Annotated in this window: 22 protein-coding genes and 1 tRNA gene; 14 read left to right on the plus strand and 9 right to left on the minus strand. The window is 60.4% G+C overall.

Annotated elements, in window-relative coordinates; translation table 11 throughout:
* Positions 1-89 precede the first annotated feature (89 nt).
* The gene (locus NCR98_RS13850) at positions 90-1,301 is read left to right on the plus strand and encodes a PepSY-associated TM helix domain-containing protein (protein ID WP_250526437.1); all 1,212 of its coding nucleotides are present in this window, start codon (positions 90-92) and stop codon (positions 1,299-1,301) included.
* Between the two features lie 129 nt (positions 1,302-1,430).
* Here the strand turns inward: NCR98_RS13850 and NCR98_RS13855 are convergent, their stop codons facing one another.
* From NCR98_RS13855 to NCR98_RS13865, 3 genes are all read right to left on the minus strand, one after another.
* Complete coding sequence (locus tag NCR98_RS13855; RefSeq protein ID WP_250526438.1) at positions 1,431-2,153, minus strand: PepSY-associated TM helix domain-containing protein; 723 nt, start codon at positions 2,151-2,153, stop codon at positions 1,431-1,433.
* A 186-nt stretch (positions 2,154-2,339) separates the two neighbouring features.
* A complete protein-coding gene (locus NCR98_RS13860) occupies positions 2,340-3,374 on the minus strand; it encodes a serine/threonine protein kinase (RefSeq protein ID WP_250526439.1) in 1,035 nt (344 codons plus the stop codon).
* A 62-nt stretch (positions 3,375-3,436) separates the two neighbouring features.
* Positions 3,437-3,649: a hypothetical protein gene (locus tag NCR98_RS13865; protein ID WP_244826684.1), complete on the minus strand. Its 213-nt coding sequence runs from the start codon at positions 3,647-3,649 to the stop codon at positions 3,437-3,439.
* Between the two features lie 384 nt (positions 3,650-4,033).
* On the opposite strand from NCR98_RS13865, the gene NCR98_RS13870 reads away from it, so the two are divergent.
* Together NCR98_RS13870 and NCR98_RS13875 are read left to right on the plus strand one after the other, a co-directional pair.
* Entirely contained in the window at positions 4,034-5,272 is a 1,239-nt protein-coding gene (locus NCR98_RS13870) for an MFS transporter (RefSeq protein WP_244826685.1), read from the plus strand.
* A gap of 254 nt (positions 5,273-5,526) precedes the next feature.
* Positions 5,527-5,712, plus strand: a complete 186-nt coding sequence (locus NCR98_RS13875; RefSeq protein ID WP_244826686.1) for a hypothetical protein — start codon at positions 5,527-5,529, stop codon at positions 5,710-5,712.
* A gap of 128 nt (positions 5,713-5,840) precedes the next feature.
* Here NCR98_RS13875 and NCR98_RS13880 read toward each other — a convergent pair whose 3' ends face one another.
* Positions 5,841-6,542 carry a dienelactone hydrolase family protein gene (locus NCR98_RS13880; protein ID WP_250526449.1) on the minus strand — a complete coding sequence of 234 codons (702 nt, stop codon included), beginning with the start codon at positions 6,540-6,542 and terminating at the stop codon, positions 5,841-5,843.
* A gap of 594 nt (positions 6,543-7,136) precedes the next feature.
* Here NCR98_RS13880 and NCR98_RS13885 point away from each other — a divergent pair.
* Positions 7,137-8,282 (plus strand): branched-chain amino acid ABC transporter substrate-binding protein, encoded by a 1,146-nt coding sequence (locus NCR98_RS13885; protein ID WP_244826687.1) that lies wholly within the window; start codon positions 7,137-7,139, stop codon positions 8,280-8,282.
* Positions 8,283-8,339: 57 nt separating this feature from the next.
* Here the strand turns inward: NCR98_RS13885 and NCR98_RS13890 are convergent, their stop codons facing one another.
* Positions 8,340-9,518 carry an MFS transporter gene (locus tag NCR98_RS13890; RefSeq protein ID WP_250526440.1) on the minus strand — a complete coding sequence of 393 codons (1,179 nt, stop codon included), beginning with the start codon at positions 9,516-9,518 and terminating at the stop codon, positions 8,340-8,342.
* Between the two features lie 203 nt (positions 9,519-9,721).
* On the opposite strand from NCR98_RS13890, the gene NCR98_RS13895 reads away from it, so the two are divergent.
* From NCR98_RS13895 to NCR98_RS13905, 3 genes are all read left to right on the plus strand, one after another.
* On the plus strand, positions 9,722-10,387 hold the full coding sequence (locus NCR98_RS13895) for a HugZ family pyridoxamine 5'-phosphate oxidase (protein WP_250466273.1): 666 nt from the start codon (positions 9,722-9,724) through the stop codon (positions 10,385-10,387).
* Positions 10,388-10,739: 352 nt separating this feature from the next.
* Positions 10,740-11,042 (plus strand): H-NS histone family protein, encoded by a 303-nt coding sequence (locus NCR98_RS13900; RefSeq protein WP_250526441.1) that lies wholly within the window; start codon positions 10,740-10,742, stop codon positions 11,040-11,042.
* A 193-nt stretch (positions 11,043-11,235) separates the two neighbouring features.
* Positions 11,236-12,417: a cation diffusion facilitator family transporter gene (locus NCR98_RS13905; RefSeq protein WP_250466275.1), complete on the plus strand. Its 1,182-nt coding sequence runs from the start codon at positions 11,236-11,238 to the stop codon at positions 12,415-12,417.
* Between the two features lie 3 nt (positions 12,418-12,420).
* Here the strand turns inward: NCR98_RS13905 and NCR98_RS13910 are convergent, their stop codons facing one another.
* The 3 genes from NCR98_RS13910 to NCR98_RS13920 all read right to left on the minus strand — a co-directional run bounded on the left by NCR98_RS13910 (position 12,421) and on the right by NCR98_RS13920 (position 14,250).
* Positions 12,421-12,891: an Lrp/AsnC family transcriptional regulator gene (locus tag NCR98_RS13910; RefSeq protein WP_244826692.1), complete on the minus strand. Its 471-nt coding sequence runs from the start codon at positions 12,889-12,891 to the stop codon at positions 12,421-12,423.
* 82 nt (positions 12,892-12,973) lie between these two features.
* Positions 12,974-13,609 (minus strand): 3'-5' exonuclease family protein, encoded by a 636-nt coding sequence (locus NCR98_RS13915; RefSeq protein WP_250466277.1) that lies wholly within the window; start codon positions 13,607-13,609, stop codon positions 12,974-12,976.
* Positions 13,606-14,250, minus strand: a complete 645-nt coding sequence (locus NCR98_RS13920; protein ID WP_250509711.1) for an MBL fold metallo-hydrolase — start codon at positions 14,248-14,250, stop codon at positions 13,606-13,608. Before NCR98_RS13920 ends, NCR98_RS13915 begins: the two co-directional genes overlap by 4 nt.
* 666 nt (positions 14,251-14,916) lie before the next feature.
* Here NCR98_RS13920 and NCR98_RS13925 point away from each other — a divergent pair.
* The gene (locus tag NCR98_RS13925; RefSeq protein ID WP_250492881.1) at positions 14,917-15,519 is read left to right on the plus strand and encodes a septal ring lytic transglycosylase RlpA family protein; all 603 of its coding nucleotides are present in this window, start codon (positions 14,917-14,919) and stop codon (positions 15,517-15,519) included.
* A 46-nt stretch (positions 15,520-15,565) separates the two neighbouring features.
* Here the strand turns inward: NCR98_RS13925 and rsmI are convergent, their stop codons facing one another.
* The gene (rsmI, locus tag NCR98_RS13930; RefSeq protein ID WP_250526450.1) at positions 15,566-16,447 is read right to left on the minus strand and encodes a 16S rRNA (cytidine(1402)-2'-O)-methyltransferase; all 882 of its coding nucleotides are present in this window, start codon (positions 16,445-16,447) and stop codon (positions 15,566-15,568) included.
* 74 nt (positions 16,448-16,521) lie between these two features.
* Here rsmI and NCR98_RS13935 point away from each other — a divergent pair, with 74 nt between their 5' ends.
* The 6 genes from NCR98_RS13935 (at position 16,522) to NCR98_RS13960 (ending at position 19,865) form a co-directional block, all read left to right on the plus strand.
* Positions 16,522-16,881, plus strand: a complete 360-nt coding sequence (locus NCR98_RS13935) for a YraN family protein (protein ID WP_244826696.1) — start codon at positions 16,522-16,524, stop codon at positions 16,879-16,881.
* Between the two features lie 89 nt (positions 16,882-16,970).
* Positions 16,971-17,558, plus strand: a complete 588-nt coding sequence (locus NCR98_RS13940; protein WP_244826697.1) for a phosphoheptose isomerase — start codon at positions 16,971-16,973, stop codon at positions 17,556-17,558.
* 22 nt (positions 17,559-17,580) lie between these two features.
* Positions 17,581-18,384, plus strand: coding sequence for a BON domain-containing protein (locus NCR98_RS13945; RefSeq protein ID WP_244826698.1), 804 nt, complete (start codon positions 17,581-17,583; stop codon positions 18,382-18,384).
* Between the two features lie 2 nt (positions 18,385-18,386).
* A complete protein-coding gene (locus NCR98_RS13950) occupies positions 18,387-18,731 on the plus strand; it encodes a c-type cytochrome (protein ID WP_250526451.1) in 345 nt (114 codons plus the stop codon).
* Positions 18,732-18,791: 60 nt separating this feature from the next.
* Positions 18,792-18,867 (plus strand) — tRNA-Ala (locus NCR98_RS13955).
* A 155-nt stretch (positions 18,868-19,022) separates the two neighbouring features.
* Positions 19,023-19,865, plus strand: a complete 843-nt coding sequence (locus NCR98_RS13960; RefSeq protein WP_250526442.1) for a hypothetical protein — start codon at positions 19,023-19,025, stop codon at positions 19,863-19,865.
* The last annotated feature ends 144 nt before the right edge of the window (positions 19,866-20,009 follow it).

Raw genomic sequence — 20,009 nt, forward strand, 5'->3', positions numbered from 1 at the left:
CCTATAATCGTCGTTCTCATCCGCGCGGCCTATTTTGATGCGCCAAGCCTGCGCGGACAGGCCATCGAACTATTTCCAATCCGCACCGAATGCCCGGCAAACCCTTGACCGGCGATGCCCGCCGCGCAATCGCGCAAGCGGATGCGCCGCCACAACCCGCGTCCGCCAAAACCGGGCAGCGTCACATGAGCCACCGTGCGTTACGCGGGTGGTCCGTGGTGCATCGCTGGACGAGTCTCATCTGCACGGCGTTCATGTTGCTGCTCTGTCTGACGGGCCTGCCGCTCGTCTTCGGTCACCAACTCGACCTGCTGACGGGCGATGCCATCGAAGCGCCTGCGCTGCCCGCATCGCAGGCGAATGCGCGCGCGAGTTACGACGCGGTCTTGCACGCCGCGCTGAGGGAGCATTCCGGCCACGTTGCGCAGTACATGATCTGGGAGCCGGACGAACCGCTTTTGCCTGTCATCGTCACCGCGCCTCGCGCCGATACACCGCCCGACGACACGCTAAGCACCACCGTCGATGCACGCACCGCGAGGCCGCTCGGCATGCCGCCGGGAAAGGGATCGCTCAAGTTCGTGCTGCTCAAACTGCACGTCGATATGTTCGCCGGACTCTTCGGCAAACTGTTCCTCGGCGCGATGGGCGTGATGTTTCTCGCGGCGATTGTCTCGGGTGTCGTCGTGTATTTGCCGTTCTGGCGCAAGGTGGGGCTCGGGCGCGTGCGGCTTGCGAAGAAGCGGCGCATCGTCTGGCTCGACTGGCATAACGCCATCGGCATGTTGACGCTCGCGTGGGCGCTATTGGTTGGCGCGACCGGTTCCATCAACACGCTCGCCGATCTCATGCTCGATGCCTGGCGTAACGATCAGCTCGCGCAGATGCTCGCGCCTTATCATGGCCAGCCGCCGGTGACGGTGCGCGCAACCGTCGACGACGCCGTGAAGACCGCGCAGGGCGTCGCACCCGGCATGATTCCGTCGTTCGTGGCGTTTCCGGGGACGCGCTTCAGCAGTCCGCATCACTATGCCGTGTGGATGCGCGGTGACGGCATTCTCACGACGCGAATCCTGCGGCCGGTTCTCGTGGATGCATCGACCGGCGCGCTCACCGATTCACGCGAATTGCCGTGGTATCTGAAAGTGCTGCTTGGCTCGCAGCCATTGCATTTCGGCGATTTCGGCGGGATGCCGCTCAAGATTTTCTGGGCAGCGTTCGATTTGCTGACCATCGTCGTGCTGGGAAGCGGTTTGTATCTTTGGCTCACGCGGCATAATCCGCGGAAGAGGAAGGCATAGAGCGGCGCGCGTGGTTCGCGCCGGCATGGCAAAGGCCGGCCATGGGGAGAAAAGCGGAGCAACGCGGCAAAACGGCGACACCGCGCATCCAAACCGCTTGGCCACGCACCAAGCGCGCTAGGGAGCGCCTTACATCAACCCACAAACAATTGCCGCGATCAGCGAGACGGTGACGATCACCACACCCGCCGTGCGCCGCTTGTTGAGCTCGGTCCACAACAGCACGCCAGTCAGCGACAGCAATATGATGCTGCCCGCGAACGTATCGATGAGCAGCACCCAGCCCACGCTCAGACCCACGCCCTTGTGCAGGTTCGTCATCATCGCGAGGAAGGTGTTTTCGGTGCGCTTCACCGACACGAAGTTATTGCCCACCCAGTATTCCGCCTGCACGTTGCCGCGTGGCGTGGCCAGTGCCACCGACCACTGCTCCGGCTGCATCGTGCTCTTGTCGCCCCAGCCGACCGGATGCGCGGGCTCGCGACGCGTGCGGCCAAGCTGACCGTCGATCTTCAATTCCTTCTTGAGCCACGTCCCCATGTCGCGCGGCGACTTGAATCCTTCGGCGGGCAAAGGCATCTGCATCTGCGAAACCTGCGGTTCGCCTGTCGAGATACGCAGCGGCGGCGCGCGGTGATTCAACAGGAAACCCGTCGTGCCGAACAGCAAGCCGAGTAACGCGCCCCACAAGCCGATCCAACCGTGCACCTTACGCAGCCATTTGAGAAAAACCGAACGGCGCGACCGATTTTTGCGGACGAACTGCTCGGCATCGTCAATAAGCCGATGCGGCCGGTAGGAAGCGCCGCTCGTCGCGGATGGCTGCGGATTCAGTGTATCGGGCGCGTTCACGCGTCTCTCCGGAAGTGGGTCTGGTTCGGGCAAAGCCTCGCCGCAGTCGGCTAGACACGCGTTCAAACGCGGCGTCGGCGAGAGGCAACGAAGAGGCAATCAGATGAGAATCGTTATCATTACATGTCGAAAAACCTAACTCAACGTTTTTCGACTGACTAACACGATCATTTCTAACGAAATATTTCAGACCGGCCAGAGCGGGCCTTCCTGCATCGCGCCGACTTGCTCCCGCAGTTCGAGGATGCGTTCTTCCCAGTAACGCTGCGTGTTGAACCACGGAAAGGCGGCGGGAAACGCGGGATCGTTCCAGCGGCGCGCGAGCCAGGCCGCGTAGTGAATCAGCCGCAAGGTGCGCAGCGCTTCGATCAGATGCAGCTCGCGCGAGTCGAAATCGCAGAAGTCTTCGTATCCGGCGAGCAGATCGGCAAGCGCGCGCGATGCCTCCGCGCGGTCGCCCGGCAGCAGCAGCCAGAGGTCCTGAACGGCCGGGCCCATGCGGCTGTCGTCGAAATCGACGAAATGCGGACCGGCATCGGTCCAGAGCACGTTGCTCGGATGGCAATCGCCGTGCAGTCGCAGATGGCGCACGTCGCCCGCGCGCTCGAAACATTGCGCGACGCCTTCGAGCGCCATGTCCACGACGCGCTCGTAGGCCTCGCGGACGTCGTCGGGCACGAAGCGATGCGTCAGCAGAAACTCGCGCGGCTCGTAACCAAACGTTTGAATATCGAGTGTGGGCCGTTCGCGATACGGTTGAATGCCGCCCACCGCATGAATGCGCCCGATGAAGCGCCCGAGCCATTCGAGCGTGTCGCGGCCGTCGAGATCCGGCGCGCGGCCGCCGCGCCGTTCGAATACGGAGAAGCGAAAGCCTTCGAATTCATGGAGCGTCGCGCCTTCCAGCGAAAGTGCCGGAACCGCTGGAATCTCGCGCTCCGTCAACGTGGCGACGAAGGCGTGCTCTTCGAGAATCGCGGCATTCGACCATCGCCCGGGACGATAAAACTTCGCGACGATCGGCGGCCCGTCTTCGAGACCCGCCTGGTAGACGCGGTTTTCGTAGCTGTTGAGCGCCAGCAGGCGGCCGTCAGTGCGCTTGCCAACGGGGATCAGCACGCTGTCGAGCGCGTCGAGCACACGCTCGGGCGCGAGGCCGGCAAAAGGCGGGGCTTCGCTCGGCGCGGGCGCGCCGGGGGTATCGGAATGAGTTGAGTTCATTCCGGCATTGTGCCCCGCGCGCGGACAACTGGCTCGCCGGCCGCGCGCCGGTCAGCGTTCCTTCAGTGGACGACCGTGTTCGCTGGGCGCACGATCTCGCCCGTATCGATCAGATCTTCGAGAAAGAACGGCTCCGTGTTGAGCAGTTGAGTGACGCCGGGCTCGCCCGCGTACCACGCGACCATAGCCATGTCGCCCAAAATTCGCATCACGATGCCGCGTGCGCCCTGAGGCACGGCAATATGGACGGAGCGGACAATCGAACCGATTTGCATGATGAATCCCCGTTTCCGTGCCGGCTGAGGATAAAACGCCGGTCAAATATTTTCACCAAGCACAGGCTTTTCACGGCTCGTGCACCAGACAACCTGCCGCGTCATTGTTGCGCGACGCGCAGCACACACGGCTTCCATGAACGATTGTGTCCTTACTTTAGCGCATCGCGGCGCGTGAGCGCGATGCCTGCCGATATCATTTGTTGCCATTGGATGACGTTTTTCGGCATTAAGTTGTGTCCTGCGGCACATGTGACCGATTTCTGTATCGGGCAAAACCCTAAGGATCGGCGTATCTTTAGCGGTTTTGGGCCGCCGAACGTGGGCCGACAACTTTGAACCAGATCAGAATAATCCTCTCTGGTCGACACGGAGACCCTGGTTGTGAATGCATCGCCGGCGCCGCAGCGCACCGAAACTGAAGCTGATTCCATTCCCTATCTCGAGCGCGGCTCGCGCGCTTACTGGCGCGCGGCGCTGGCCTTGTTGTTCGCGGGCTATGCCACGTTCTCGCTGCTCTATTGCGTGCAGCCGCTGCTGCCGGAGTTCACCAAGGCGTTCGGCGTAAGCCCGGCGGTGAGTGCGCTTTCGGTCTCGGTGAGCACGGCGGCGCTGGCAGTGGCGATTTTCATCGCCGGATTCGTTTCGGAGAGCTGGAGCCGCCACCGCTTGATGACGATGTCGCTGCTCGCATCGTCCGTTCTCACCATGATCGTCGCCGCGCTGCCGAACTGGCACGCGCTATTGATCGTGCGCGCGCTGGAAGGCTTCGCGCTCGGCGGCGTGCCGGCCGTGGCAATGGCATATCTCGCGGAAGAGGTGCATCCCGAAGGCCTGGGCCTTGCGATGGGGCTCTACGTCGGCGGCACCGCGATAGGCGGCATGGCGGGGCGCGTGATCAGCGGCATCCTCGCCGATCTGTTCGGCTGGCGTATTGCGATTGGAGGAATCGGGCTGCTCGGGCTTTTCGCGACGCTGGCATTCCGTTCGTTGCTGCCGCCATCGCGGCGCTTCAAGCCGCGACGCGGCGTTGGGTTCCACCATCATCGACGCTCGCTTGCCGGACATTTGCGCCACGGCGGATTGCCGTTTCTGTTTCTCATCGGCTTCGTGCTGATGGGCAGTTTCGTCACGCTCTACAACTACGTGGGTTATCGGCTGCTCGGCGCGCCGTTCTCGCTCAATCAGACGCAAATCGGCGCGATTTTCACGGTTTATCTCACCGGCGTGGTCGCATCGCCGTGGTCGGGCAAACTCGCGGATGTATTCGGGCGCGGGCGCGTGCTAATTGCGAGTTTGCTTTTGATGATGCTCGGCATCGCGATGACGCTTTCGGGTTCGTTGCCGGTGATCATCGGCGGAATTGCCTGCCTGACGTTCGGCTTCTTTGCCGGGCATTCAGTGGCGAGCGGCTGGGTCGGACGACTCGCCGCGCAGGCAAAAGGACAAGCGGCGGCGCTCTATCTGCTTGCTTATTACCTTGGATCGAGCTTGATCGGCTCGTACGGCGGCCATTTCTGGACGGCGTTCGGGTGGCCTGGCGTGGCTTCGCTGATCGGCGCTTTGCTGCTGGTCGGAATGGCGGGCGCGGTTTATCTGAATGTGCGCGAGCGGAGTGCTTAATCGTCATTATTCCGCTGAGGCGATTTTGAAAGCCCGTTGAAAATATGAGGGAACTAAGGGTTTTTCCGCGTCTACTTAATAATTCCGTTTGCAAAGCCTTGTTTCAATTAGCTTGGTGCATTGCAATAGTTTTCAGGCGCACGAATATAGGCCGACACGGCGATTCGACCGGCCTATACTCAAAGCGTCGACGCGACGAATTATCTCGAGCGCGCCGCGACAAGAGCTTGAAGCTGGAAGAAGGGAGACGCACCATGACGACTTACTTCACAATCGGCGATTTCATTCTGATTATCCCGATGGCGCTCGCTGGCGCCTTGTTCCTCGGCGCCATTCCCTGCGCAACGCATTTCAAGAACAATGCCTTGCGCGTATTCGGCGCGCTCTTGGGCGTGCTGGTTGCGTTCCTGCTCGTGGAAGGACTGCCGGCGCTGGTTTAGGCGCGGCGGGCGGATGCGCTTTAATCAGCACGTCCGCCGCTGATCGAAACCCGGTACGGCTCTAATGCCGTCAAGCCGGGTTTTGTCTTTTCAGGCGCGAACATTACGCGCCGTCGAACGAATTATATTCAGACCAGATATTCGCCGAGGAACGTCAAGGTGCGACCGTGCGCCAGCGCCGATGCCTTCGCGTTATACGAAGCGCGATCGCCGCAATTGAAGCCATGATCGGCGCCCTGATAAAGATAGAGTTCCGAATCCGAACGGCCCGCAAAACGGTCGCGCACGCTGGCGACTGCATCGGAAGGAATATGCGCGTCTAGTTCGCCGTAATGGAATTGAATCGGTGATTTGATTTTGTCGGCCTGATCGAGCTGATTCTGAATGCCGCCACCGTAATAGGCCACGGCGAGATCGACCGAACCTTGCGCCGCCGCCAGATAAGCGAGGCGTCCGCCGAAGCAGAAGCCGATGGCCGCCACCTTGCCCGTCACTTCGGGCAACGCGCGCAATGCCTGGGCGGCCGCGCCGACGTCGCCGACGGCTGCATCGAGATTGGTCTTTTGCAGCAGTTCCATCGCCTTTTCGCGATCCGCGCCGTCGTAACCCAACTCCACGCGTGGTTGCGTGCGCCAGAAAACGTCCGGTGCGAGCGCCACGTAGCCATCTGCCGCATATTGATCGGCGACGCTGCGAATATGCGCGTTCACGCCGAAGATTTCCTGCAGGATGATCACAGCGGGTCCGGTGCCCATCTTTGGCAGGGCGAGATAGCCCTGGAAGCTGCCGCCATCAGCGGGAATGTCGATCCAGCGGGAAGTGGTGGAAATGGTCATGTCGTTGCTCCTTTAGCTCGATTGAACATGCGCGTTTGAGGCGGCTGTGTGCGTTGATTCGCCAGCCTCGGACCGCGTTGGCGAGTGAGTTTGCCAGCTTTCCCTTTCAGACGCCTGAGCGCGTCCGGGCCGCGCTGGCATGACCTTTGACGGAAAAAAGATTTTTAGAGCGGCTGGTCTAAACACTTGGCGAGTTAGCGGCTTTAAAAACAGGCTAATGAAGCGAGCGCGCGGGATTATCGGCAAACGGCCGCCGCTCTTGAAGCGCGCTAAACCGGCACACGTCCGCCCCTTGGAAACCCGCATGAACAGGGCGTCTTCACGGAACGCCACCACAAACGCCCGCGCTTCTCAACTGGCCTTTAATCGGTAGTCACACCAGTATCTTAAAAAACTTCCCTAATTTAATTTGACACCCCTACACTTGCGCGCAGTGCGGATGGCGGCCGCCAAAAATGGCCAGCCAGAAGGACTTGCCAAGTGCATGACGATGCATCCGGCGTGGTCGTCCACGGGACTGAGCGATCGTGATGAAAGACGGGGCACAGGGCGATTACGTTGTTTTTGGGACCGAAACTGGAGACTTACATGAACACCAAGCTTCACAAACTGTTGCCGATCAGCGCTGCAGCCGTGCTGTTCGCTACGTTGGCAACATCCGCAGCAGCCGACCAGGTCGTCAAGATCGGTCACGTCGCTCCGCTGACCGGCGGCATTGCTCACCTGGGCAAGGATAACGAAAACGGCGCGCGGCTCGCAGTCGAGGAAATCAACGCGAAGGGTCTCACCATCGGCGGCCAGAAGGTCACGCTGGAACTCGACGCGCAGGATGACGCGGCCGACCCGCGTACCGCTACTCAGGTTGCACAGAAGCTGGTCGACGACAAGGTTGTCGGCGTCGTCGGTCACTTGAACTCCGGTACGTCCATCCCGGCATCGAAGATTTACAGCGACGCGAGCATCGTTCAGATTTCGCCGTCGGCCACGAACCCGACCTACACGCAGCAAGGCTTCAAGACGACGTATCGCGTCGTCGCGACCGATGCTCAACAAGGCCCGGCGCTCGCCAACTACGCCGCGAAGCAATTGAAGGTGAAGAGCGTCGCCGTGGTGGACGACTCGACCGCCTACGGTCAGGGTCTCGCCAACGAGTTCGAAAAGACCGCGAAGGCACTTGGCCTGAAGGTCATTTCGCACGATGCGACCAACGACAAGGCAGTCGACTTCCGCGCGATTCTGACGAAGATCAAGGGTGAGAACCCCGACGCGGTGATGTACGGCGGCATGGACGCAACCGGCGGCCCGTTTGCGAAGCAAGCCAAGCAGCTCGGCCTGCGCGCGAAGGTTCTCGCAGGCGACGGCGTCTGCACGGAAAAGCTGGCCGACCTGGCTGGCGACGCAACCGACAACATCGTGTGCTCGGAAGCCGGCATGGCGCTCGAAAAGATGGAAGGCGGCCAGGCGTTCGCGGCGAAGTTCCAGAAGCGCTTCGGTCAGCCTATCCAGATCTACGCGCCGTTCACGTATGACGCGGTGTATATCATCGTCGACGCGATGAAGCGCGCAAACTCGACCGATCCGGCGAAGATCGTTGCCGCCATGCCGAACACGGACTACAAGGGCGTGATCGGCGAGACGACCTTCGATTCGAAGGGCGACCTGAAGCACGGCGTGATCTCGCTGTACGACTACAAGAAGGGCAAGAAGAGCTTGCTGGACGTCGTCAAGATGTAATGACGGCGGGCCTTCGGCTCCAAGAAACGCGCGGACTTCAAAGGTCCGCGCGTTTTTTTATATCTTGAGGCGCTTGAGGATCTTCGGTCCGATCAGCGCGATCAAGGCGCAGCAAGCCGCAACCACGCACAACCCGATGGGCAATGTGCTGATTTGCGCGACGCCGCCAATCAGCACCGGTCCGAGCAGCAAGCCGAAATAGGCGAGGCCCGCGACCTGCGCGAGCCCTTCCGCCGCCGTCACGCCCTCCACGCGCGCCGCGGCCGCGAAGAGCACCGGCATCATGTTGGCGAGGCCGAGGCCCATCAGTGTGAAGCCGGTTAGGGTCACAACCGCGTTCGGCACGACGAGCGCCATCACCATGCCGATAAACGCGAGTCCCGCGCTGCCGAAGATCAATTGCGGCGCGCCGAAGCGAGCGCGCACGGCATCGCCGCCAAAGCGACCGGCCGCCATGCCGCCCGAGAACGCGGCATAAGCGCCGCTTGCGACCGAGGGCGTGGCCAGCACGACGTCGCGCATATACACGGTGGCCCAGTCGTACATGGCGCCCTCCGCGATCAACGCAACGAGCGCCATGCCGCCCAGCGCCCAGAGCGCGCCCGAGCGCCAGCGATTCGACGACGACGATTTCGCGTGTTCATCGTGATGTGCCACGTGCGGCAGCACGTAGGGCATCGACACGAGCAAGACGATCAGACTGACGCCCGAGACAAGAGCGAGATGCGCGGCAGGCGCAAGACCGTGCGCGAGCAACGCGCCGCCGACCGCCGCGCCCGCCATGCCGCCCACGCTGAACATGCCATGCAGCGACGACATGATCGGGCGCTCGAGCGCTTCTTCGACGGCGCTGGCCTCGGCGTTCATGGCGACATCGAGTGTGGCCATGCCGAAGCCGAAAAACGCCAGCACGATGAGCAGCATCCAGAAAGCCGGGACGACTAGAATCAGCGCGCCGCAGCACATCATGGTGAGGCCGCCCGCCATGCAGGCCATGCGCGTGCCGGCTCGCGCGATCCACGGACCGGCTGTGAGCATGGCGAAGATCGAGCCGCCAGCGACGGCGAAGAGTGCGAACGACAGCATGCCGGGACTGAGCGCGAACTTGTCGCGCACGGTCGGCACATGCACGCCCCACGAGGCGTACATCATGCCGGCGATGAAGAACACGGCCATCGTCGAATAGCGGGCGCGCTTGCGGGCGGCGGCCGGGAGGCTGCGATGCAAGGCTTGCATCGGATTTGACTCGCGGGAGGCGGAAAGAGAGGTCGAGTCGGACACGAACGAAAAGTTTGAAAGAGTGATGCGAACGCAGGACAACCTTGCAGATTGCCTCATTTCGCGGGAGCTTTCGATTCTATCGAACGGCTAGCAGACACGCTCGATGCCCGTGCTTTACCATCGGTCGCATCAAACTCGAATAATCAAAAAGGAGATTCATGCATATCCCGTCGCAAGCGCCTTTGCATTTGCTGCATCGCATGCCAGAAGGCACGCTCGCCACGCAGTCGCGAGACCCACGCGGTTTTCCTTATCCAACCGCGTTGCCTTTCGCGCCGACCGCTCACCATACGCCAATGTTGTTGATCAGCCAGCTCGCCGAACATACACGCAATCTTCAGGCAGACGGACGGGCCGGTTTTCTGATTACTCACGCGGCGGAAGGGCGCGTTCTCGAAGGACAGCGATTGACCATGCTCGGTACATTCGCGCCCGCGCCGCTTGCGCAATATGAAGAACTGTCGCGTCGTTATTTGCGATATCACCCGGACGCGGGGCGTTATCTGGAGTTGGGTGATTTCTCGTTCTGGCTGATGTCGCTGGAACGAATGCGATTTATTGGCGGTTTTGGTGCAATGGGATGGCTGCGCGCAGAAGATTTGGATGATCTGGAGCCGGTTTCTTCCGCCGATGAAGTCGCGCTCTGCAAGATTTTCGATGCTTATAACGCTCGGCCGGCGAATCTTGCATTATTAGGGATAGACCGTTACGGATGCGATTTGCTGCGCGACGGCACACGCAATCGTTTTACCTTCGATAAGCCGAAACTTAACGGGGACGAATTGAGGACCGCGCTAATCGATTGCATCGAGCGGCAAAGCTAGGCAGCATTCATTAACCGGATGGCAAAAAGACAGCTTACTATGAGGAACGGCTGCATCTAAACTGTCATCCGGTGAAATATTTGCCCAAAGAACGTCGACGGCATTTCATTGCGCGCCAATTTTTCACGATTAACGACGTATATTCCCTACTACTTTCCCGAGAGGTGCTACGGGCAAGAAGCGAACAGACGGCCCATTGTTACGAGGAAAGCCGCTGAAACTCAATTTAAGTGGCAATGCGCACATGCCGCCTTAATCCGATATGTGTTAATCTGCGTGCCATCCGAGGCTTTATCGAAAACGTAAAGCGGGCGACAGACTCGTAATTCAGCAAACCACTCAGGAAATTGCCATGCCTTCATACAAGGAACTTCTCGCGCAGCGCGAGTCTCTGGAACGTCAGATTGAAGAAGCGAAGTCGCGTGAATACGCCGAAGTGCTCAATGAGATCAAGCAGAAAATGGCGGATTACGGCATCACGCTTCAGGAACTAGCCGGTGGTCGCGGCGCTAAGGCTCCGAAGGCATCTCGTGCCCGTAACGGCGTTGCACCGAAATACCGTGACCCGGAAAGCGGTAGCACGTGGTCGGGCCGCGGTAAGCCGCCGAAGTGGATTGCGGGACAGGACCGCGATAGCTTTCTGATCGGCAGATAAGTCGGGCCAGATTTCAGTGAAAAGAGCCGCGCTTAGAACGCGGCTTTTTTTCCGACTAGCGAGTTCGCACGCGTAACGGCACGTATTAATCGCCGTCTGTGCTATTTCCCCGAGCGAAGAGCGCATTGAAAGCGTGAAGCCAGGCACGGCGTTAAGATTTATCGACATACATGTTTCGCTCAAGGCAAATTACATGTCGCTTTCGACGGCTCGTGCCAAGGAAAAGCAGGACGTTGCGCGGACGACTACCTGGACCAGCATTGCGCTCAACTGCGTTTTAAGCACGGCGCAACTGACCGTAGGTTTTATTGCCCATTCTCAAGCGCTGCTTGCGGACGGCGTCCATTCGCTATCCGATCTGGTTTCCGATTTCATCGTTCTGATTGCCAACCATCGTTCGGCGGCAGCGCCGGATCACGATCACAACTATGGTCATAGCCGTTATGAAACGGTAGCGTCGTTATTCCTCGGCGGATTGTTGATTGCAGTCGGTGCGGGAATGTTATGGCGCGCCGGCACGCGAGTTCTAAACCTGGACGATATTCCCCCCGTTCACGCCAGCGCGCTGGTGGTTGCGTTAATTGTCCTCGTATCGAAAGAAGCCTTGTTCAGATATATGCTGCGCGCGGCAGAACGCGTGCGCTCGGCATTACTCGTGGCCAACGCCTGGCATGCACGTTCGGACGCCGCTTCGTCACTCGTCGTGGCGCTTGGAATTATCGGCAGTCTCGCAGGACTTAAATTTTTCGATCCGATTGCCGCCGCACTGGTCGGTTTCATGGTCGGCAAAATGGGCTGGAGTTTCGCGTGGGATGCGCTCCAGGATTTGTCGGACCGGGCGCTCGATCAAACCGCCGCCGCCGATTTACGCGCCATTTTGCTAAGCACGCCCGGTGTGCGTGAAGTCCACGAATTACGTACTCGGAAAATGGGCGACCTGGCAATCGTCGACGCGCATATTCTCGTCGATCCGCGTATTTCGGTTTCGGAGGGGCATTTCATTGCCGAATCGGCGCGTGCGCACGTAATGACCGATCCGCGCGTGATTGATGCGCTCATCCACGTCGATCCGGAAAGCGACGCGCTCAACCCGCTGCCCGGCGATTTCCCGTTGCGGTCCACTGCAATGGACGCCGTGCGCGCCGCTTTCGGCGCAGAGAGCTTGCCAATAGAGGAATTGAATCTGCATTACTTGAGCAGCGGCTTCGATATCGATATTGTTTTGCCAGCGCATTTGCCAGATCAATTAGGCGAAGACGCGGCGGCGCGCCTTGCCCGAATCGATATCGATGCCCTCAAGCGAAAGCTTGGCGCGCACGAGTTACGCGTAACCCATGCGCTTCGAACGACGCGTGACGCGCCCGTTCGACCTTGATGTTCAGAGTGGCAGTTGCGTATCGAACTTGATTTCGCGCAGCACGACGCTCGTGCGAACCTGCGCCACGGCCGGAATCTTGAAGATGCGCTCGTGCAGGAACGCGTCGTATGACTTGATGTCGGGCGCCACGATCTTGAGAATGTAGTCGGATTCGCCCGTGGTGCTGTAGCACTCGGTCACTTCCGGACAGGTGGCGATCTCGCGCTCGAACTGTTCGACGCCGCCCTCGGTGTGCCGCGTCAAATGAATATGCGCGAGCGCGCAGACGTGCAGGCCGAGCTTCTCCCGGTCGAGGAGGGCGGTGTAACGCTGGATGACGCCGGACTGCTCCATGTCCTTGATACGGCGCCAGCAGGGCGTACTCGAAAGCCCGACCTGATCCGAAATTTCCTGAACAGACCGCCGCGCGTCGAGTTGCAGGAGACGCAGGATTTTTTGTGAGAATGTATCTAGAGTCAACTGCGCCTCCATTCGGTCGCGATCTGACCTAATGTTAGAGGCGCAGAAAAAGAAACGCAATGCAAAGCGGCTGCACTGAGGTAGTTTCCCTAACTCACCGGCCTGTCGGCGCGTTTTTACCTTCGACGATGCTTTCAGTTTCGCCCGCAGTGGCTTGTGTGGCGGCCTGCGAGGCACGAAGCTCCGCCAGCATGTTGCAAAAGAGCGCGCCCTGCTCGATAGCGTCATCGAGCGCGACATGCGTATGCGGCAGGTCGTCGAACCAGTGCTTGGGCAGACGCGGTTTGATCGCCTTCCGATACGGCAAGCCCGTTATCGCAAAAGCCAGCGTCTTGATGTCGAGCGCGGACCACGAAAAAGGACAGCGTTCGGCGAAGCGCATCATGTACCAGAACATATAGGTGAAGTCGAAGCCTGCCGGATAAGCCACGAACACAGGTTTGCCGGGCAGGGCCTCCACCCATTCGACGTACTTGACGAGCGCGACTTCGGGCTTCTGCAGATCGATACGGCACGCGGCCCAAGCCTCAGGCTGCGTCTTCCACCATGCCGCTTGAACAGGATGCGGCGCCGCGCCTTCGAGCGTTTCCAGATTCGCCGAGAACGTGCTGACGAGCTGTTTGTCCGCGGTGAACGCGGCCGACGCGAAACTCAGCATCGAGTGCGGACCGGGAATGGGACCGTCGGCTTCGACATCCGTGCTGACATAGATTTCGGGAATGGCGTTCATGCGCTCACTCCGTCGCCCACATAGGGATTGGAGCGGCGTTCCTCGCCAAGTGTCGATGCAGGTCCGTGGCCCGGCACGAAGGTCACGTCGTCGCCGAGCGGCCAGAGCTTCTCGCGGATGGAGCGGATCAGTTCGGCGTGATTGCCGCGCGGAAAATCGGTGCGACCGATGGAGCCGGCAAACAGCACATCGCCGACGAGCGCCAGCCGATGCTCGCGGCTGAAGAACACCACGTGTCCGGGCGTATGACCGGGGCAAAAATAGACTTCCATGCTTTCCTCGCCGAACCGCACGGTGTCGCCGTCTTCGAGCCATCGCTCGGGCGTGAAGGCTTCGGCATCCGAAAAACCGAAGCGCTTGGATTGCGCGGGTAACTGGTCGATCCAGAACGCGTCTTCCCGATGCGGTCCTTCTATGGTGACGCCGTAGTGTTCCGCGAGTGCCTTCGCGCCGCCGCAGTGATCTAGATGACCATGCGTCAGCAGCACTTTTTCGACCTTCGCGCCTTGCCGCTCGACCTCGGCAATGATGCGCTCGATGTCGCCGCCGGGGTCGACCACGGCGGCGCGCTGCGTCGTCTCGCAGATTACAATGGTGCAGTTTTGCTGGAACGGCGTCACGGGCACAAGAATGACTTTCATAAGACTCTCACCGGGACGAAGTCGCGTGTAAAAAGGTGCATTGTACCGGTGCCGGATCACGCTCGCGTCAGCCTCTATAAAGGCCCGGAGGCCGCTTCCAGAGCTGCAATTCTTACGGTCATAGCGAAAATCAATGACGAAATATGCAGTCGGAGGAGCCGGACCCCCGTTTTTTTGTATAATGACGCCACTTGCGCATGGCTTTGACCATGCCGTCAATGGACAAAAGTCTGAACGCTAGTGCGTTTTTACAATTGTTATCAGTACGCTGTTGGGGGCTGAAAGCCTCGTAACTGCAACTCAAGCACCGTCATTTGGTGCACACGTCTTGTCCGGTCAGGCGCCGCGCGTCTGTCAGACGGCCTTAGCTGCCGTCGCACCGGATGGGGCCTACGCCGCCGTTCCTGCGCTGAAACAACGTCTCATAGCGCGCGAACCGTTGTCATGTTCGATGGCGGCACGTGGGGTCTGGTCAGGCTGCCGGGGACAGGCTGCGCCAGACGTGAACAATAACCGGGCTTTGCGGCAAGAGTACGCCGCATTCGAGCATCAGTTCGCCGTTCGCTGGTTCGAACGGCGTCCTGTTTTGCACGGCTTGCCTTTCGAGCAGTCTTGCGCGCGCTTTGAGCGCGGCGCGGCCGCTCTACAACCAATGAACACACGCCTATGAATGCTCGATATCTTCGACATGTCGGTAGCTTGCTAGCCGTCGCAGTACTGGCTGGCTGCGCCGCGCCGGGTTCGGGCGACATCGCGTCCAATCCTCAGACAACAGCTACCGCTAGCACGACGAGTGCCCGCTCCACCGCACCGCTCGCTTTCGACAACAACCTGAGCTCCGTGCCTGCTCCGAAGCAAGCACAGGGCGAGTCGCTAGCCAACGCGCAGCCGATTACCAGCGGTCCGAACGTCGGCGAATTCGAGCAACAGGGCAAGGCTTCCTGGTACGGTCGCCTGTTCCACGGCCGCAAGACGGCGAGCGGCGAGAAATTCAACATGAATGCGATGACCGCCGCTCATCGCACGCTGCCGCTGGCATCATGGGTGCGCGTGACGAACGAAGCGAATCACAAGACGGTGGTGGTTAAGATCAACGATCGCGGACCTTACGTGCGTGGCCGCGTGATCGATCTTTCGTATGCGGCTGCATCGGCGCTGGACATGAGCAGCAGCGGCACGCAAAAGGTGAAGATCGAAGGACTGACGCAGCAGGAAGCGCGGGCGGCTCGCGAGCAATCGCAGTCGCTGGCGGATGACGGCGTGAACTGAACCTGCGTCTGATCCATGAAAAGGCCGTCATCGCGACGGCCTTTTTTCATTCTTCCGAGCGTTTGCTGAGTATCAACGCGCGTTCGTACAAGACGTTGCGCGATGCGCCCGAGAGCGTTGCCGCGATGCGCGCCGCGCTCTTCACCGACAACTCTTCGAGCAGCGTGGTGAGCAGCTCGTCGTTGACGTCGTCCGATGCTTCTTCCTCCGGTGCGCCCTGCACCACGAGCACGAATTCTCCGCGTTGCCGGTTGGCATCTGCTTCGAGCCACGTTGGCCCTTCGGCCAGGGTGCAGCGATGAAGGCTCTCGTGTAACTTCGTCAATTCGCGTGCAATCAGCATTTGCCGCCCGCCGCCGAGCGCTTCACCGAGCGCGCGTACTGTTTCCACGATGCGATGCGGCGCCTCGTAAAACACGAGCGCCATTGAATGCTTGCTCAGCGTGCGCAGTTGCGCGGCGCGTTGTTTGGGTTTCGACGGCAGGAAGCCGATGAACGAGAAGCCGCTGACCCACGCGCCGGCCGCGCTCAACGCAGTGGTGAGCGCGCTTGCGCCCGGCAAGGGGATGACGGGAAAGCCCGCGTTGCGCACGGCATCGACGAGACGTGCGCCTGGGTCCGAAATGCCGGGCGTGCCCGCGTCCGACACGCACGCGATGCGCTCGCCGTTCTTCAGATGCTCGATCACGCGTTCGGCGGCGCTGCGTTCGTTATGTTCGTGCACGGCGATCGACGGCTTCGAGATGCCGTAGCGCGTGAGCAGTTGCGACGTGTTGCGCGTGTCTTCGGCGGCGATGCGATCGACAAGACCGAGCACGTGCAGCGCGCGCACTGTGATGTCCGCCGTATTGCCGATCGGCGTGGCGACCACATAGAGCGCGCCCGTCGGATAGTGCTGCCCGTCGGCTAATTCGGAGATCTGAAGCATGAGCGCGGGCGTCGAAGGAAAGACTGCCATTTTGCCACGCGTGCACGCGCTTAACGCTCGACAACTTTTGAGGAGTGCCTGTGTCCAAATCGCTCGGCGATGTTTTCGAAGCGCGCGCGCTCGAGTACCTGCAAAGGCAGCGCATGAAGCTCGTCGCGCGCAACGTGCGTTGCCGTGGCGGCGAGATCGATCTCGTCATGTCCGATGAACGCGGCGCGCTCGTGTTCGTCGAAGTCAGGGCGCGCGCGAGCCGCCGGTTCGCGGATGCCGCCGCGAGCGTCGATGCCAGAAAGCGCGAGAGGATCGTGCGCGCCGCGCAGTTTTATCTGACGAAGTGGCGCGGCGCGTTGCCCGCGTGCCGCTTCGACGTGATCGCCTTCGATGCGGGACGCATTCGCTGGGTGACGGATGCATTTCGTGCCGACGGCACTTGATGTTGAGGTGTGCCGCGGCATGCATGCGGTAAACTGCGCAGCATTCACACGCAACAACCGCCGCCGCCGCGGCAGATAATCGAGAGTCGATGTCAGTCGAACGCATTCAACAGCAATTCCGCGACAGCGCGGCGCTCACGCTCGAAGCACTCGATGTGCTGGCGGTCCCGATCGCGGCGGCAGTCGACACGCTGTTCAGCGCGCTCGCCAACGGCTCCAAGATTCTCACGTGCGGCAACGGCGGTTCGGCCGCCGACGCGCAACGTTTTGCCGCGCAACTCATCGGCCGCTTCGAGCGCGAGCGTCCCGCATTGCCGGCCATTGCGCTGACGACCGATACATCGATACTCACGGCAGTCGGCAACGACTACGCCTTCGAACAGATCTTCTCGCAGCAGGTTCGTGCGTTGGGACATGCGGGCGATGTCCTGCTTGCCATCAGCACGTCGGGCAACTCGGTAAACGTGCTCGCGGCGATTCAGGAAGCGCACGAACGCGAGATGATCGTGATTGCGCTGACGGGCAAGGGCGGCGGCGTGATATCCGAGGTGCTCATCGACACCGACATACATATCTGCGTGCCTTCCGAGCGGACGGCGCGTATTCAGGAAGTCCATCTGTTGACCATTCACTGCCTGAGCGACGGCATCGACGCGATGCTGCTGGGCGACGACTGAACACAAAGGGGAAAACGAGTTGATGAACAAGACACGCGTGAAGGCGACGCTGGCTAACGCCACGTTGGTGGTGAGCATGTTGTCGGGTGTTGCGTTGACACTGCAGGGCTGTGCGCTCGCGGTGGTCGGTGCGATGGGCGGCGGCACCTTGATCGCCACCGATCGCCGCACGCTCGGCGCGCAGACCGAAGATCGCGAGATCCAGGTGAAGGCGTTATCGCGGATTAACGAGAGCGTGCCCGACACGGCGCATGTCAATGTCACCGTGTTCAACCGGCGCGTGCTCTTGACGGGCGAAGTACCCGACGATGCCTCGAAGCAGAAGGCCGAGTCTGTCGTGCACGACATCAACAACGTGGGCAGCATCGTCAATGAACTGTCGGTGCAGGGCGCGAGTTCGATTTCCTCGCGCGCCAACGACTCGTACCTCGAAGGACGCGTGAAGACCGCGATGGTCGGCGAGAAGGACTTGCGCGCGAACTACTACAAGGTCGTGTGCGAGCGGAGCATTGTGTATTTGATGGGCCTCGTCACGCCGGATGAAGGCGCGCATGGCGCGGATGTCGCCGCGCGCGTGCCGGGCGTCGAACAAGTGGTGAAAGTGTTTCAGTACATCAAGCCGGAAGAAGCCAAGGCGCTGGAGGCGGCGGCGGCATCGGATGCGAGCGGCGTCTCGGCGGCGAGTGCCCCGGCGCCTGAGGCCACGGTTGGGACGGTGCCGGATTCATCGGTGACATCGCGTCCGCTGGATCAGCAGACGCCCGCGCCCGTCAAGAATTCGGATGTTCATCCGGGAAGTGCGGCTCCGGCGCCAGTGGGTAAGTGATGATGCGACTGCGTGGTTGTGTCGTGGCTGGTTTGCTTTTGAGTGTGTCGGCGTTGGTTCATGCGGCGGATCAGCCTATACTCGCCGCCAATGCGATGGCGATTGCGCGCAGCAATGCGTGCATGGGATGTCACGCGGTGGATCGCAAACTCGTTGGGCCGTCGTTTCAACAAGTGGCGGACAAATACAAGGGCGATGCATCCGCGAGCGCGAAGCTTGAAGTGAAAGTGAAGAAGGGTGGCGCAGGCGTGTGGGGATCGATACCGATGCCTTCGCATCCTTCGATGAACGATGCGGACATCAAGACCGTGGTCGCGTGGGTGCTGGCGGGAGCGCCGCAGAAGTAAGCTGGTGGCGGCTCGGGCTTGCGTTTCGTCGAGATGCTTGTGATACACTTTTACTTCGTTGGGGGGGTAGCTCAGCTGGGAGAGCGTCGCGTTCGCAATGCGAAGGTCGGGAGTTCGATCCTCCTCCTCTCCACCAGGAATATCAAAGGGTTACAGGCGATTTGCCTGTAACCCTTTTGTGTTTTTGGCGCCCGTGTAACCGCTGTGTAACCGGATTCGGTCAGCGAAGATCCATCTGGATCACCGGGATACGGTAGGCTACGGCCTTTGCCACTACTGCAACTGCCCAGGATGAGCGCCGACGTTCAGAAAAAACGCAGTCAGTCAGCCCACAAACGAGTGAAGTTTCTTGAGCGGGTTGAATGGTACATAAATAAGCGCCCATACTGGACGCCAGCAGAAGGGGTTCTGTTGGTCACGGGCGTCATCCCACCTTCCGACAAATGCACGGAGATCCCCGGCGAGGGAAGCGATGTACGCCAGCTTGATGACCCCGATATGCCCGCGACCCTGCGTCAATTGCAGTTCGCGAGTCGATTGCTGGACGAATATCGCGATGATGCGCGCGGCGGGCTCATGCCTCTTGATGAGATCGTATCGAATGAATTCCTGAAGTGGTGCAATGCTACTGGCGAAGCCTCTTGGAATGTTCCCAAGCTGCTGGAGTTTATGCGGCATATTTACCCTCCCGGCTCTAACCAGCACCCTTTCACGGTCTCCGTAGACGACGAGTTGGCTGCTTTAAGATTATTAGCCGCGGCAGAGGAGGAGCAAAAAACTCAATCTGGTTCACAGGCAGAGGTCGCAGTGCAACCGGCGTCTAACCATGGTCGGCGTGTCTCCCTCTTGGGGAAAAAAAGACTACACGATCTGGATCATTTAATTGCGGCAGCCATTACGGCGGCGGCCTCTGATGCCACCAAGGAAGTATGGCTACAGCTCAAGGGAATGGCGCTGGATGAGGCCCCTCCATTCACTGGTCGCATCGAGCAGTACCAGACCAAGAAGGCGACCGTATCTGCCCTTATCTATAAAGCCGATACCGTACAGAAAGACGGAACCATGATGGGTCGTCTGACCGAAGATGCGCTTGGCGCCCGGCTGCGTAGGCTGCGCGAAAAGCAAAAGGGCTAAAACTCACGAAGGATTCCGTCGGTAGCCGTCGATAAGCGACGGCTACCGACGCTCTGGTTCAGCATCTGTTTCTCGAATCGGTTCATGGGGTTACGTTGATCGCGTTTTTTAAACCTGGCGCACAGGCCCGCATTCCGGCCGATT

It is taken from the genome of Caballeronia sp. GAWG2-1, from assembly GCF_023631405.1.
Classification (GTDB): domain Bacteria; phylum Pseudomonadota; class Gammaproteobacteria; order Burkholderiales; family Burkholderiaceae; genus Caballeronia.